Origin of the sequence: Xanthomonas prunicola (assembly GCF_002846205.1) — a bacterium.
GTDB lineage: Bacteria > Pseudomonadota > Gammaproteobacteria > Xanthomonadales > Xanthomonadaceae > Xanthomonas > Xanthomonas prunicola.
In genome coordinates, this window is record NZ_PHKV01000003.1 from 132,535 (window position 1) to 147,283 (window position 14,749).

The window sequence follows — 14,749 nt, forward strand, 5'->3', positions numbered from 1 at the left end:
GACCGACCGATAGGGCATCTCGCCCTGCCGCTTCCGCACAATCATCCCCACAGCAGACCCGACTTACCATCGTGGATAATCTCCTAAAGCAGTTCGCGCAGTCATCGCAGCTCGCCGGCGGCAACGCCGCCTACATCGAGGATCTGTACGAGCAGTACCTCGTCGCCCCGGACAGTGTCGATCCGAAGTGGAAGAGCTACTTCGATGGTTTCGAAGGTCGCAGTGCCGGTGATGTCCCGCACTCGGCCGCCATCGCCCACATCCTCAGTGCTTCCAAGCAAGCTGCCAACGCCGGGACCGGTGCTGGCGCCAGTGACGAGCGCGAGCGCAATGTCGGCCGTCTGATCACTGCCTACCGTGCGCGCGGCCACCTCGGCGCGCAGCTCGACCCGCTGGGTCTGACCCCGCCGGTCAACCCGCCCGACCTGGACCTGCCGTTCCACAGCCTGTCGCAGGCCGACATGGACAGCGAGTTCAGCACCGGCGGTGTCGGCGGCCAGCCGCGCATGAAGCTCAAGGATCTGCTGGCCCGCCTGAAGGCGACCTACGCCAGCAGCATCGGCGCAGAGTTCATGCACATCCAGGAATTCGACCAGCGCCAGTGGATCTACAAGCGCCTGGAAGATGCCGGCGGCAAGATCGCAGGCGATGCGGCCAGCCGCAAGCGCACCCTGGAGCGGCTCACCGCCGCCGAAGGCCTGGAGCGCTACCTGCACACCAAGTACGTCGGCCAGAAGCGCTTTTCGCTGGAAGGCGGCGATGCGCTGATTCCGATGATGGACGCGATCATTCGCCAGTCCGGCAACGATCAGGTCAAGGACATCGTGATCGGTATGGCCCACCGCGGCCGCCTCAACGTGCTGGTCAATACGCTGGGCAAGAACCCGCGCAAACTGTTCGACGAATTCGAAGGCAAGTTCGAGCACGCCCATGACGACCGCGCGCATACCGGCGACGTCAAGTACCACATGGGTTTCTCGGCCGACATCGCCGTCGGCACCGACAAGCAGGTGCATCTGGCGCTGGCGTTCAACCCCTCGCACCTGGAAATCGTCGACCCGGTCGTGGTGGGCAGCGTGCGCTCGCGTCAGGAACGCTTCGGCGATGCCGAACGCAAGACCGTGCTGCCGATCCTGATCCACGGCGACGCCGCATTCGCCGGCCAGGGCGTGGTGATGGAGCTGTTCCAGATGTCGCAGGCGCGCGGTTTCGCGGTCGGCGGCACCGTGCACATCGTCATCAACAACCAGATCGGCTTCACCACCAGCACCCGCGACGACGCCCGCTCCACGCTGTACTGCACCGATGTGGCCAAGATGATCGGCGCGCCGGTCTTCCACGTGAACGGCGACGACCCGGACGCGGTGATCTTCGTGTCCAAGCTGGCCTACGAATTCCGCCAGCAGTTCAAGAAGGACGTGGTCATCGACCTGGTCTGCTACCGCCGTTGGGGCCATAACGAAGCCGACGAACCGGCAGCGACCCAGCCGGTGATGTACCAGACCATCCGCAAGCACAAGACCACCCGCGAGCTGTATGCCGCCAAGCTGGAAAGCGACGGCGTGCTGAGCGCCGACGAGGCCAAGGCGCTGGTGGACAGCTACCGCAACAAGCTGGATTCGGGCGAATACACCACCGAACTGGCCAAGCGCAAGCCGGACGAATTTGCCATCGATTGGTCCAAGTATCTGATCGGAACCGCTGCCGATCCGGTGGACACGCGCGTCAAGCGCGAGCAGCTGGACCGTCTGGCCAAGCTGATCACCACGATCCCCGAAGGCGTCGAACTGCACGCTCGCGTGGCGAAGATCTACGAAGATCGCGTCAAGATGGCCGCCGGCGATCAGTTGGGCGACTGGGGCTTCGCCGAGAACCTGGCGTACGCCACGCTGCTGGCCGAAGGCCACAAGCTGCGCCTGGTCGGCCAGGACGCCGGCCGCGGCACGTTCTTCCACCGTCACGCGATCCTGCATGACCAGAAGACCGACAATTACTACCTGCCGTTGCGCCAGCTGGTGCAGAACCCCGAAGACGCCACCGTGATCGATTCGCTGCTCAGCGAAGAAGCGGTGATGGGCTTCGAATACGGCTACTCCACCACCGACCCGAACGCGCTGTGCATTTGGGAAGCGCAGTTCGGCGACTTCGCCAATGGCGCGCAGGTGGTGATCGATCAGTTCATCGCCGCCGGCGAAGCCAAGTGGGGCCGCATCGCGGGCCTGTCGCTGTTCCTCCCGCATGGTTACGAAGGGCAAGGCCCGGAGCACAGCTCCGCGCGCCTGGAGCGCTTCCTGCAGCTGTGCGCGCTGGAGAACATGCTGGTGTGCGTACCGACCACGCCGGCGCAGTGCTTCCACATGATCCGCCGGCAGATGCGCATGACCACCCGCAAGCCGCTGGTGGTGATGACGCCCAAGTCGCTGCTGCGCCACAAGCTGGCGGTATCGAGCCTGGAAGAATTGGCCGAAGGCGAGTTCCAGCATCTGATCCCGGACGCCAAGGCCGACGCGGCCAAGGTCAAGCGCGTCGTGCTGTGCTCGGGCAAGGTCTACTACGACTTGCTCGAAGACCAGAGCAAGCGTGGCCAGGACGACGTCGCCATCCTGCGCATCGAACAGCTGTATCCGTTCCCGCGTGCGCAGCTGGCCGCCGAATTGAAGGCCTATGCCAACGCCACCGATGTGGTGTGGTGCCAGGAAGAACCGCAGAACCAGGGTGCGTGGTATCAGATCCGCCACCACCTCAACTTCTGCCTGGCCAGCGGTCAGAGCCTGCATTACGCCGGCCGCGCCCGTTCGCCCTCGCCTGCCGCCGGCCACATGGCCGACCACATCATCGAACAGCAGAAGCTGGTCGCCGATGCACTCCTCAATCCGTTCAACGACCAAGTCGCTGAATAACTCCTCTTCCCCAAAGAACGAAAACCCTAGGACGCTCCCCGAATGGCCACCGAAGTCAAAGTTCCGGTACTGCCCGAATCCGTTTCCGACGCCACCATCGCCAGCTGGCACAAGAAGGCCGGTGAAGCGGTCAAGCGCGACGAGAATCTGGTCGACCTGGAAACCGACAAGGTCGTGTTGGAAGTTCCTTCGCCGGTCGACGGCGTACTGAAGGAAATCAAGTTCGAAGCCGGCAGCACGGTCACCAGCAACCAGATCCTGGCGATCATCGAAGAAGGCGCTGTGGCTGCGGCTGCACCGGCTGAAGAGAAGAAGGCCGCCGCACCGGCTGCTGCTGCAGCTCCGGCGCCGGCTGCCGCCGCTGCACCGGCGCCTGCGTCCAAGTCCGCTGCCGATTCGCTGCCGCCGGGTGCGCGTTTCTCCGCGATCACCCAGGGCGTGGATCCGTCGCAGGTCGAAGGCACCGGCCGTCGTGGCGCGGTGACCAAGGAAGACATCGTCAACTTCGCCAAGGCCGGCGGCGTGGGCAAGGCCTCTGGCGCCCGCCCGGAAGAGCGCGTGCCGATGACCCGCGTGCGCAAGACCATTGCCAAGCGCCTGATGGAGTCCAAGAACTCCACCGCGATGCTGACCACCTTCAACGAGGTCAACCTCGCCAAGGTGTCGGCCGCACGCAAGGAGCTGCAGGACGAGTTCCAGAAGGCGCACGGCATCAAGCTCGGTTTCATGAGCTTCTTCGTCAAGGCCGCCGCCAACGCGCTGCAGCGCTTCCCGCTGGTCAATGCCTCGATCGACGGCGACGACATCATCTATCACGGCTACAGCGATATCTCGATCGCCGTGTCCACCGACAAGGGCCTGGTCACGCCGGTGCTGCGTAATGTCGAGCGCCAGTCGTTCGCCGACGTCGAACAGGGCATCGCCGACTACGCCGCCAAGGCCCGCGCCGGCAAGCTGGGTCTGGACGATCTGCAGGGCGGCACCTTCACCATCACCAACGGCGGCACCTTCGGCTCGCTGCTGTCCACTCCGATCATCAACCCGCCGCAGAGCGCCATCCTGGGCATGCACGCGATCAAGGAGCGTCCGATCGCCGAGAACGGCCAGGTCGTGATCGCCCCGATGATGTATCTGGCGCTGTCCTACGACCACCGCATCATCGACGGCAAGGACTCGGTGCAGTTCCTGGTCGACATCAAGAATCAGCTGGAAAACCCGGGCCGGATGTTGTTCGGTCTGTAAGCCTTGCAGCCCCTCTCCCGTCGGGAGAGGGGTTGGGGGCGGCAGGCAAGCGTGTCCGGCTCAACAGTGATAAACGAGCCGCCGCGAGCCACGAAGCCGAACGATCGGCTGTTCACTTACTCCATTTCGCAGTGGCTCGCTTTACATCGGGAATACCGGACAGGCGACCACAGCGCACCCTCATCCGGCGCTATGCGCCACCTTCTCCCAACGGGAGAAGGGAAAGGCAAAGGACTTTAGAAATGGCTGAAAACTACGACGTCGTCGTCATCGGTGCCGGTCCGGCCGGTTATCACGCCGCCATCCGCGCGGCCCAGCTGGGCATGAAGGTCGCCTGCATCGACGCGGCCCTGGGCAAGGACGGCAAGCCGGCACTGGGCGGTACCTGCCTGCGCGTGGGCTGCATCCCGTCCAAGGCGCTGCTGGATTCCTCGCGCCAGTTCTGGAACATGGGTCACCTGTTCGGCGACCACGGCATCAGCTTCAACGACGCCAAGATGGATGTGCCCACCATGATCGGCCGCAAGGACAAGATCGTGAAGCAGTTCACCGGCGGCATCGCGATGCTGTTCAAGGCCAACAAGATCACTCCGTACTACGGCTTCGGCCAGCTGCTGCCGGGCAACATCGTCAAGGTCGCACAGCACGAAGGCGGCGAGATCGAGCTCAAGGGCACCAACGTGATCCTGGCGGCCGGTTCGGAATCGATCGAGCTGCCGTTCGCCAAGTTCGACGGCGACACCATCGTCGACAACGTCGGCGGCCTGGACTTCACCGCCGTGCCCAAGCGCCTGGCCGTCATCGGCGCGGGCGTGATCGGCCTGGAACTGGGCAGCGTGTGGAAGCGTCTGGGCGCCGAGGTCACCATCCTCGAAGCGTTGCCGGACTTCCTGGCGCTGGCCGATGCCGAAGTGGCCAAGACCGCGCTGAAGGAATTCAAGAAGCAGGGCCTGGATATCAAGCTGGGCGCCAAGGTCAGCAAGACCGAGATCACCGGCAGCGGCGATGCCAAGCAGGTGGTGCTCAGCTACACCGACAGCGCCGGCGGGCAGACCCTGACCGTGGACAAGCTGCTGGTGGCCGTGGGCCGCAAGGCCGCCACCAAGAACCTGCTGGCTGACGGCACCGGCGTCAAGGTGACCGACCGCGGCCAGATCGAGGTCGATGGCCATTGCCATACCGGCGTCGACGGCGTGTGGGCCATCGGCGACTGCGTGCGCGGCCCGATGCTCGCGCACAAGGGCTTCGAGGAAGGCATCGCGGTGGCCGAGCTGATTGCTGGCCTGCCGGGCCACGTCAATTTCGACACCATTCCGTGGGTCATCTACACCGAGCCGGAAATTGCCTGGGTCGGCAAGACCGAGCAGCAGCTCAAGGCCGAGGGCGTGGCATACAAGGCCGGCAGCTTCCCGTTCGCGGCGATCGGCCGTGCGGTGGCCATGGGCGAGCCGGCCGGCTTCGTCAAGGTGATCGCCGATGCCGAAACCGACCGTGTGCTGGGTATGCATCTGGTTGGCGTGGGCGTCTCCGAGTTGGTGCACGAAGGTGTGCTGACCATGGAATTCAATGGTTCCGCCGACGACCTGGCACGTATCTGCCATGCCCACCCGACCCTGTCCGAGGCGATCCACGACGCGGCCATGGCGGTGAGCAAGCGAGCGATCCACAAGGCGAACTGAGCCACCTCGGTGGTCAGCCGCTGTGGAAGGCTTCGTCTCGCGACGAAGCCTTCTTCGTTTCCCAGTCAAGGAACCCGCCATGGCAGTTCCACCACGCACCTCGCTTAGCGGCATCCTGTTCGTCGCCGCCGGCCTGATGTTCTTTGTCGCGGCCGTGATCGGCCGGCAGCTGGCAGTTGCCGGATGCGGCGTGATGTTTGTCGCGCTCGGCACCTTGTGGCTGCTGCGCACCAAAACCAACACCAATACATAAGAACGGACACCGACTGAAGGACCGACGTGTCGGTCGTATCGATGGAAAACGTGCAATGAAATCAATTTGCGTCTATTGCGGCTCCAACGCCGGCAACAAACCCGCCTATGCCGAACGCGCCACCGCATTGGGCACGCGCATCGCCGCGCAAGGCCTGCGACTGGTCTACGGCGGTGGCAATGTCGGCCTGATGGGCACGGTGGCCAACGCCGTACTCGCTGCAGGCGGCCAGGTCACTGGCGTGATCCCCAAGCAACTGGCGGACTGGGAAGTGGCCCACCGCGGCCTGACCGACCTGGAAATCGTCGGCTCGATGCATGAGCGCAAGATGCGCATGTTCGAGCTGTCCGATGCCTTCGTCGCCCTGCCCGGCGGCTTCGGCACCATGGAAGAGATCTTCGAAATGCTGACCTGGCGCCAACTCGGCATCGGCAACAAGCCGTGCGCGTTTCTGGACATCGAAGGTTTCTACGCACCGCTGATCGGCATGATCGATCGCATGGTCGAAGAGCGTTTCCTGCATCCGGACCAGCGCACCGACCTGTGGTACGGCGCCGATATCGAGCAGATGCTCGAATGGATGCAGCACTACACCCCGGCGCAGGCGTCGAAGTGGATCGACGAGAAGCGCCGCTCCACCCTGGTGTAACCGAAGGCAGCCAAGACAAACGTCGTCTCACTGTGATTAGGCTGCATTGAAACGGCGCGACTGCCTGGCTGCCCGGCACACGATGCCAGCGGCAGCCGCGGTGCCGGCAAGCGTGATGCCGCGGTGGGCGCGTCACCCAGCCTCGCTACCCCACTGCGCAGGTGCTGCTGCACGACGGCGCACACATGGCGTTGTTTTGCCAGCTTGCAACGGCAGTCACGATGGCCGCAGCAACCTGCAACACCGCCTCGCATAGAATGATGGCGATGCTCGATACCCTCGCCGCTGACGCGCACCACAGCCTGGACATCAAGCACAGTCGCTTTCTGGCCCACGCTGCCACACTGGACACTCCGGCGCATGCGCTGGAGATCGTGCAGCGCGTGGCAGTGCCCGACGCGACGCACAACTGCTGGGCCTATCGGTTCGGGCAGGACTATCGCTCCAGCGACGACGGCGAGCCGAGTGGCACCGCCGGCCGGCCGATCCTGGCCGCCATCGACGGGCAGGGCTTAGACCGGGTGGTGGTCGTGGTCACGCGCTGGTATGGCGGCATCAAACTCGGTGCTGGCGGGCTGGTGCGTGCCTATGGCGGCGCGGCGGCCGAGTGCTTGCGGCTGGCGACACGGCAACCGTTGATCGCGTTGTCGTTAGTGCAGGTGCAGTGCCGGTTCGACGACCTGGGCCTGGTGCACGCAGCGCTGGCGGCCTTCCATGCCGACAAACTGGATGAACATTTCGACGCCAACGGTGCTGCGTTGCGCGTGCAACTGCCTGCGGATCAGCTCGCCGGCTTGAAAACCCGCCTGTGCGACGCCACCCGCAATCGTGTCCATCTCTCAACTCCGGAAGCCGCATGACCCAGCCAGCCGCTGCACGTCCCAACCCGTTGCGGAAGCTGGGCAGCCTGCGCACCTTGTGGCCGTTCATCCAACGCCAGCGCGGCCTGTTCGTTGCCTGGATGGTCGCGCTGGCGATTTCCGCTGCCTCCACACTGAGCCTGCCGGCAGCGGTCAAGCGCATGATCGATCAAGGCTTTTCCGGCGACTCGCAGATCAACCAGGCGTTCTTGCTGCTGTTCGCAGTTTCGGTGGTGCTGGCGGTGGCGACCGCTGCCCGCTTCTATTTCGTCGCCCTCCTGGGCGAAAAAGTCGTCGCCGACCTGCGTGGCCGGCTGTATGCACACCTGATCGGCCTGGATGCCGGATTTCATGACCGCAGCCGCAGCGGCGAACTGGTGTCGCGCTTGTCGGCCGACAGCGAATTGCTGCGTGGGCTGATCGGCAGCACCATGTCGGTGGCCTTGCGGAGCGTGGCCACGGTGATTGGCAGCGTGGTGATGCTGTTCGTCACCAGCCCGCGTCTGGCCGGCTTCACCTTGATCGGCATCCCGCTGGCGGTGCTGCCGATCGTGCTGGGTGCGCGCCGCCTGCAAAAGATTTCGCGCGCAAGCCAGGACCGCGTGGCTGATGCCAACACGCTGGCGGCCGAAACCCTGGGTGCAGTGCGCACCGTGCAGGCGCATGCGCGCGAGCGTTACGAAAGCCAGCGTTTCAGTACCGCACTGTTGACCGCCATCGACACCGCGAAGGTGCGCATCCGCACCCAGGCCACCGTGACCGCAGTGGCGATCATGCTGATCTTCGGTGCGATCGTCGCGGTGTTGTGGTTGGGCGCGCACGATGTGGTGTCCGGCCGCATGACGCCCGGCACGCTGGGCCAATTCGTGTTGTATGCACTGATCGGTGGCGGTTCGGTCGGTGCGCTGGCCGAGGTCTGGAACGAGTTGCAGCGTGCCGCCGGCGGCATGGGCCGGGTGGGTGAATTGCTCGACGAACAACCGGCCATCGTGGCGCCGGCCACACCGCAGGCCTTGCCGCAGCCGCTGCGCGGCGCGATCCATTTCGACCAGGTGGTGTTCCATTACCCGCAGCGTCCGGACGCGCCGGCGCTGGATGGCTTCGATCTGCATGTCAGTCCCGGCGAAACCGTGGCGTTGGTCGGTCCGTCCGGGGCGGGCAAGAGCACGGTGCTGTCGATGCTGCTGCGCTTCCACGACCCGGTCAGCGGCAAGGTGCGCATCGACGACATCGACCTGCGCGACACTGACCCGGTACTGCTGCGCGAACGCATCGCCCTAGTACCGCAGCAACCCACCCTATTTGCCGCCAGCGCCGCCGACAACATCCGCTACGGGCGCCTGCAAGCCAGCGATGCCGAGGTGGAAGCGGCCGCCGCCGCCGCCGAAGCCGATGTCTTCATCCGCGCCCTGCCCCAGGGCTACGCCAGCGAACTGGGCGAGCGCGGCACGCGTCTGTCCGGCGGCCAGCAGCAACGCGTGGCAATTGCGCGTGCGCTGCTCAAGGACGCGCCGATCCTGCTGCTGGACGAAGCCACCAGCGCGCTCGATGCCCAGAGCGAGCGGGCCGTGCAACAGGCGCTGGATCGGCTGATGGAAGGCCGCACCACGCTGGTCATCGCGCACCGCCTGGCCACCGTGCTCAAGGCCGACCGCATCGTGGTGATGGATGCCGGCCGCATCGTCGCGCAGGGCACCCATGCCCAATTGATCGCCGAAGGCGGCCTGTACGCGGAATTGGCGCGGCTGCAGTTCATCGATCAATGAGGATTGCCTGACGCTGCGCCGCCAGCGATGGCACTTGAAGCAGCCAACAAAACGACTGCGCTCACCGCCACGCGGGCGCGGCCAGTGTTCGGCATCGGCATGCGTCACTCGTACCCTGCAGTTCCTGAGCGCCATCCACAGCCACTGGACGACTGTCGCTCGTCTTGTGAGCCACGCCCCCCCGTCTTGACTCACCGGCCACGCCGGCCGTGCGCTTCCACGCAATCCGATACGACCCATGCCCCGCCCTAAAACCACGCTTCGCCAGCTGAGCTATTTCGTCGCGCTGGCCGACACCGGCAGCTTCACCCGCGCGGCCGAGCAAATGGGCGTCTCGCAACCATCGTTGTCGCAGCAGATCCGCGCATTGGAAGCCATCATCGGCGCGCCGCTATTCGAGCGCGGAGCGCAGGCGATTCTGACCCCTTTGGGTCGCGATCTGCTCGACCGCGCACGCAGCATCTTGCTTGATGTCACCGATCTGGAAGAGGTCCGCGCCACCGCCGCCGACACCTTGGTCGGCACCATCCGGCTCGGGGTGTCGCCCACGCTGGGCGCCTATCTGATGCCAAGCCTGGTGGCACGTTTGCATCGCGAACATCCGGCCCTGCGCGTGCATGTGCGCGAGGGGCTGCCGACCGCACTTGCCGCCGATCTGAGCAGCGGCGTACACGATCTGGTCCTGGCGCAACTGCCGGTGCCGGGCCGCGGCCTGCATAGCGAGCGGCTGTTCCGCGAACTGCTGCATGTCACCATGGCCGCCGACCATCCGCTGCGCACCAAGGCCTGCATCACCCCGGCCGATCTGCGCGGCGCCAACTTGTTGACCTTGATGCCGGAATACCGATTGGCAGAACAGGTGGCCGCAATCGCCATGGATGTCGGTGCAAATGTCTTGCGCGATTACGAAGGCACCAGCCTGGATGCGATCCGCCAGATGGCCGGCATGGGCATGGGCCTTGCACTGCTCCCGGATCTGTACGTCCGCCAGGAAATCCGCGAAGGCGACGATGTGGTGGTTCGGCCAGTCAAAGGCGGACGCTACTATAGGGAGATTGGTCTGCTCTGGCGACAGGGCGCCGGTCGTGCGCCGGCCTTCGGTTTGATCGCCAATCTGCTACGTGCGGTGGCCGCATAGGAAAATCCTATGCGGTGAATAAGCGCTTTGGCCTTGTTTGAAGGCTGACAACTCGTCAATGCTTCACTGAACTCATCAACGGACATCGAATGGCGGCCAAGCGGATCGGATGGCGGGAAGCGGCAAGCTGGCTGGCGGAAGTCGTCGGCCCGGATATGCCGTATGTGCGCCTGGCCCTGGTGTATGGCATTGCGATCAGCCTGCTGTCGCTGGCCACGCCGATCTCGGTGCAATTGTTGATCAACAGCGTGGCAAACACTGCGCTGGCTACCCCGCTATGGACCTTGTCCGGCCTGTTGCTGGGCTTGTTGTTGCTGGTAGCGGCATTGAGCGCGATGCGGGTGTGGGTGATGGCGCTGTTCGAACGCCGCCTGTTCGCACGGGTGGTAGCCGAGATCACCGTACGCGCGGTGCATGCGCAGAACCCGTTCTTCGCCGACCAGAACCGTGGCGATGTGTTCAACCGCTACTTCGACCTGGTGATCGTCCAGAAAGCGGTTCCCAGCCTGGCGGTTGGCGCCTTCACCATCGTGCTGCAGTCGGCGGTTGGCCTGATCGTCACCAGCTTCTATCACCCCTTCTTCCTCGGTTTCAACGCGCTGCTGTTGCTGACCATCTTCTCGATCTGGATGATCTGGTCGCGTGGCTCGATCCGCACGGCGGTCGACCTGAGTCACGCCAAGCACAACGCCGCGCACTGGCTGGAAAGCGTCGGCGGCTCCAACGGCTTCTATAAATCCAGTCGTCATCTCAACTTCGCGATGGATCGCTCGGAAGCGGTGACCGCCGAATACGTCAACCGGCATCGGCGCCATTTCCGCTACACCTTCACCCAGACGCTGGCGTTCCTGCTCACCTATGCGGTGGCCAGCGCCGCGCTGCTGGCGCTGGGCGGCAGCCTGATCCTGCGCGGCGAGTTGTCGATCGGCCAGCTGGTGGCTGCCGAACTGATCCTGAGTGCGGTGTTTTACGGCATTGCGCAGCTGGGCAGCTATCTTGACGTGTTCTATGACCTGGTCGCCAGCGCGGAGGAATTGTCGCTGCTGTATGCCATTCCCCAGGAACGCCCGGTCGCCGTCGCCGGCGAGGCACCACGCAACAGCGCAGTACGCCTGGATGGCGTGGTGATCGAGGGCGCGCGTTTCGATTTCGCGTTGGAGGCTGGCGAGCAGTTGGTCACGCTGGCCGACGGCGGCGCCGAACGTCTGCTCGCCATGGTGCTCAAGCGCCACGTGGTTCCCGATCGCGGGCTGGTCATGGTGGGCGGCGCCGACTTGGCCACCTTCGATATGTACCTGCTGCGTTCGGAAGTCACCGTGCTCGACCGGCCGACCATCGTGGAAGTCACCATCCGCGAATATCTGGCGATGGCCTCGGCCGATGTGAGCTCCGAAGCGATGCTGGAAGCGATCGATACGGTGGGCTTGCGTGCGCGCATCGCCGCGTTGCCGCAAGGCCTGGATACCCGGCTTGCCGCGTCCGGCTTCCCGCTGTGGATTGGCGAGGTGATGGCGCTGAAGCTGGCCAACGCGCTGCTGGTACGCCCGCGCGTGCTGATGTTGTCGCAGTTGTACGACCTGCTTCCGGCAGAACGTCTGACCCGGATCCTGCGGCGCTTGAAGGACGCAGGAACCACGGTGCTGCTGTGCACCGGCCGGCCGGAGGACATCGCCTTGGACGGCTGGTTCCGCCTGGAACCGGAGCGTCAGCAACGCTACGCCACGCGCGCCGAACTGGTTGCGTCCACGCAGGAGGCTCAGCATGCAGCACGCCCCTGATCGGATGGCGCATTTCCCGACCCTGGCGGCGATGCGGCCGCCCAGCATCGCCAAGGCGTTGGCGTGGATGCTGTTGATCGGCGTTGCCATTGCTGGCGCGATCCTGGCGTTTGCCCCCTGGATGCAGACCGCCAGCGGCAAGGGCCAGGTGGTCTCGCTGGATCCGGGCGACCGTCAGCAACAGGTCACCGCCTTCGTGCCGGGCCGCGTCGAGCGCTGGTATGTGCACGATGGCCAGCACGTCTCCAAAGGCGATCCGATCGCGCGCGTCGGCGACCTGGATCCGGACCTGCTGACCCGCCTTGCCAGCGAACGTGCACAGGCGCAGGCAGAAATCGCCGCCATCCAGCAGTCGCGCGCAGTCGCCAGTATCGATGTGGCGCGCAGCAAGCAGTTGCTGGCCGAAGGCCTGGCCGGCCGCCGCGACTACGAACTGACCCAGATCAAGGTGGCCGAAGCCGATGCCAAACTGGCCGAATCGCGCGCCAAGCTGACCCGCATCGACATCCAGTTGAACCGCCAGTCCGCACAGTTGGTGCGCGCCCCGCGCGACGGCCGCGTGCAGCAGCTCAACGCCGCCAGCGGCAGCGCCATGGTCTCGCCTGGCACCGTGCTGGCGGTGATTGCACCGGAACGGGTGGAGCGCGCGGTCGAGCTCTACATCGACGGCCGCGATGTGCCGCTGATCCGTCCCGGCCGCCCGGTGCGGCTGGAGTTCGAAGGCTGGCCGGCGATCCAGTTCAGCGGCTGGCCGTCGGTGGCGCACGGCATGTTCGACGGCCGCGTGCGCGCCATCGACCCCAATGCCGCGCCCGATGGCCTGTTCCGCATCCTGGTGGAACCGATGCCGGGCAAGCCGGCGTGGCCAGCGCAGGAATTTGCCCGCCAGGGTGGCAAGGTGCGCGGCTGGGTGCAGGGTGAAACGGTCAAGGTTGGCTACGAACTGTGGCGCCAGCTCAACAATTTCCCGCTGGAATTCGGCCGGCGCCCGGCTGCGACCACGCAGGAAGACAGCAAGGCCAAACCGGCCGCACCCAAGGCCGAAGACGAAGCGACGGGTAAGAAATGATCGGCCGTCTTGTTGTCCTGCTGATCGCACTCTGCCCCGGTGCGGCATTCGCCCAGGCCGGTGCGCTGACGCTGGATGAAGTGCTGCAGTCGTCGGCCCGCTCTGCGCCGCAGATCATCGAATCGCTGGCCAAGGTGCGCCAGGCCGAGGGCAAGGGCATCTCCGCCGATGGCGCCTTCGATACCGTGTTCGACATCGAAGGCCGCTCGCGCGAGGCCGGCTATTACGACGGCAGCACGATCGAAACCGGCGCCAAGCGGCCGTTCGAGGAAAACGGTGGCTATTACTACGGCGGCTACCGCTCCTCGCGCGGTTCCTTTCCGGTCTACGAAGACAAGTCCTATACCGACCGCGGCGGCGAAGTGAAGGTCGGCGCGCTGTATGCGCTGCTGCGCGATCGTGTGATCGACGAACGCCGCACCAAACGCAGCATTGCCAGCACCGACATCGATGTAGCCAAGTACGAGGCGGAAATGGTGGCCATCGGCGTGCAACGGCGCGCGGTGGATGCCTACCAGAACTGGGTTGCCGCTGGGCTGAAGTTGCGCGCCTACAACGAACTGCTGCAACTGGCCGAACAACGCCGCAACGCGATTTCGCGGCAGGTCACGCTCGGTGCACGGCCGACCATTCTGCTCACCGAAAACGACCAGAACCTGGTGCGTCGGCGCGCGTTGGTGGTGCGCTCGGAACAGGATTTTGCCAATGCCGCCAACGCGTTGTCGCTGTATCTGCGCGATGACGCCGGCATGCCGCTGATCGTGTCGGCCGAGCGCCTGCCGGCCGACACCTCCGCACTGGAAGGACTGGCCGGCGCAAGCAAGATCACTGCACCGGTGGAGCGCCCGGATTACCGTGCCGTGCTCACCCGCATCGACCAGGCCACCGCACGCTTGATGCTGGCCCAGAACGATCTGAAACCGCGCCTGGATGTCAGCGTGGAAGTCAGCAAGGACCTCGGCCCACCGGGCGTCGGCGGCCCGAATCGTTCGTTGACCGATGCCGTCATCGGCTTCCGTTTCAGCGTTCCACTGGAAAATCGCGCCGCCAAAGGCCGCGTGGCCGAGGCACGCGCAGAAATCGAAGCCCTGGATCAGCGCAGCCGTTTTCTGCGCGACCAGATTTCGATTGAAGTCGAATCGATCGTCATCGCGCTCAATGCCGCCGAACGGCTTGCCAAGATCGCCGATGAGGAACGCGGCCTGGCAGATCGCTTGGCCGCAGCCGAGCGGCGGCGCTTCGAGCTGGGGTCGGGCGACTTCTTCCTGGTCAACCAGCGCGAGGAAACCGCCAACGACGCACGCGTGCGCCTGATCGATGCGCAGGCACGGATTGCCTCCGCGCGTGCTGAACTGGCCGCAGCCACGGCCGACCGGGATGCATTGCAACTGAGTCGCTAGACGCGTCGCCGGGTG

The 14,749-nt window shown here is 65.1% G+C and carries 11 protein-coding genes; all 11 read left to right on the forward strand.

The annotated features are described in order from the left end of the window. Window positions 1–71: 71 nt before the first annotated feature. Complete coding sequence (locus XpruCFBP8353_RS10600; RefSeq protein ID WP_101363215.1) at window positions 72–2,900, forward strand: 2-oxoglutarate dehydrogenase E1 component; 2,829 nt, start codon at window positions 72–74, stop codon at window positions 2,898–2,900. A 42-nt stretch (window positions 2,901–2,942) separates the two neighbouring features. Continuing rightward, window positions 2,943–4,142, forward strand: a complete 1,200-nt coding sequence (gene sucB, locus XpruCFBP8353_RS10605; RefSeq protein ID WP_101363216.1) for a dihydrolipoyllysine-residue succinyltransferase — start codon at window positions 2,943–2,945, stop codon at window positions 4,140–4,142. 242 nt (window positions 4,143–4,384) lie between these two features. After that, window positions 4,385–5,821, forward strand: coding sequence for a dihydrolipoyl dehydrogenase (gene lpdA, locus XpruCFBP8353_RS10610; RefSeq protein ID WP_101363217.1), 1,437 nt, complete (start codon window positions 4,385–4,387; stop codon window positions 5,819–5,821). A 79-nt stretch (window positions 5,822–5,900) separates the two neighbouring features. Next, window positions 5,901–6,074, forward strand: a complete 174-nt coding sequence (locus XpruCFBP8353_RS23935; protein WP_165786165.1) for a hypothetical protein — start codon at window positions 5,901–5,903, stop codon at window positions 6,072–6,074. 55 nt (window positions 6,075–6,129) lie between these two features. After that, entirely contained in the window at window positions 6,130–6,723 is a 594-nt protein-coding gene (locus XpruCFBP8353_RS10615; RefSeq protein ID WP_101363218.1) for an LOG family protein, read from the forward strand. Between the two features lie 257 nt (window positions 6,724–6,980). Then, the gene (locus tag XpruCFBP8353_RS10620) at window positions 6,981–7,583 is read left to right on the forward strand and encodes an IMPACT family protein (RefSeq protein ID WP_162301040.1); all 603 of its coding nucleotides are present in this window, start codon (window positions 6,981–6,983) and stop codon (window positions 7,581–7,583) included. Beyond that, window positions 7,580–9,349 carry an ABC transporter transmembrane domain-containing protein gene (locus XpruCFBP8353_RS10625; RefSeq protein ID WP_101363219.1) on the forward strand — a complete coding sequence of 590 codons (1,770 nt, stop codon included), beginning with the start codon at window positions 7,580–7,582 and terminating at the stop codon, window positions 9,347–9,349. The genes XpruCFBP8353_RS10620 and XpruCFBP8353_RS10625 overlap by 4 nt, the downstream gene beginning before the upstream one ends. A gap of 238 nt (window positions 9,350–9,587) precedes the next feature. Then, window positions 9,588–10,487: a hydrogen peroxide-inducible genes activator gene (locus XpruCFBP8353_RS10635; protein ID WP_101363220.1), complete on the forward strand. Its 900-nt coding sequence runs from the start codon at window positions 9,588–9,590 to the stop codon at window positions 10,485–10,487. A gap of 89 nt (window positions 10,488–10,576) precedes the next feature. Then, window positions 10,577–12,265 carry an ATP-binding cassette domain-containing protein gene (locus XpruCFBP8353_RS10640; protein ID WP_101363221.1) on the forward strand — a complete coding sequence of 563 codons (1,689 nt, stop codon included), beginning with the start codon at window positions 10,577–10,579 and terminating at the stop codon, window positions 12,263–12,265. Further along, window positions 12,249–13,334: an HlyD family secretion protein gene (locus XpruCFBP8353_RS10645; RefSeq protein ID WP_101363222.1), complete on the forward strand. Its 1,086-nt coding sequence runs from the start codon at window positions 12,249–12,251 to the stop codon at window positions 13,332–13,334. Before XpruCFBP8353_RS10640 ends, XpruCFBP8353_RS10645 begins: the two co-directional genes overlap by 17 nt. Beyond that, on the forward strand, window positions 13,331–14,734 hold the full coding sequence (locus XpruCFBP8353_RS10650; protein ID WP_101363223.1) for a TolC family protein: 1,404 nt from the start codon (window positions 13,331–13,333) through the stop codon (window positions 14,732–14,734). The genes XpruCFBP8353_RS10645 and XpruCFBP8353_RS10650 overlap by 4 nt, the downstream gene beginning before the upstream one ends. Window positions 14,735–14,749 lie beyond the last annotated feature (15 nt).

Bases quoted from the DNA above. Each gene is read 5' to 3' on its own strand.
- sucB (WP_101363216.1), top strand. From the start codon at position 2,943: ATGGCCACCGAAGTCAAAGTTCCGGTACTGCCCGAATCCGTTTCCGAC.
- lpdA (WP_101363217.1), top strand. From the start codon at position 4,385: ATGGCTGAAAACTACGACGTCGTCGTCATCGGTGCCGGTCCGGCCGGT.
- XpruCFBP8353_RS23935 (WP_165786165.1), top strand. From the start codon at position 5,901: ATGGCAGTTCCACCACGCACCTCGCTTAGCGGCATCCTGTTCGTCGCC.
- XpruCFBP8353_RS10615 (WP_101363218.1), top strand. From the start codon at position 6,130: ATGAAATCAATTTGCGTCTATTGCGGCTCCAACGCCGGCAACAAACCC.
- XpruCFBP8353_RS10620 (WP_162301040.1), top strand. From the start codon at position 6,981: ATGATGGCGATGCTCGATACCCTCGCCGCTGACGCGCACCACAGCCTG.
- XpruCFBP8353_RS10625 (WP_101363219.1), top strand. From the start codon at position 7,580: ATGACCCAGCCAGCCGCTGCACGTCCCAACCCGTTGCGGAAGCTGGGC.
- XpruCFBP8353_RS10635 (WP_101363220.1), top strand. From the start codon at position 9,588: ATGCCCCGCCCTAAAACCACGCTTCGCCAGCTGAGCTATTTCGTCGCG.
- XpruCFBP8353_RS10640 (WP_101363221.1), top strand. From the start codon at position 10,577: ATGGCGGCCAAGCGGATCGGATGGCGGGAAGCGGCAAGCTGGCTGGCG.
- XpruCFBP8353_RS10645 (WP_101363222.1), top strand. From the start codon at position 12,249: ATGCAGCACGCCCCTGATCGGATGGCGCATTTCCCGACCCTGGCGGCG.
- XpruCFBP8353_RS10650 (WP_101363223.1), top strand. From the start codon at position 13,331: ATGATCGGCCGTCTTGTTGTCCTGCTGATCGCACTCTGCCCCGGTGCG.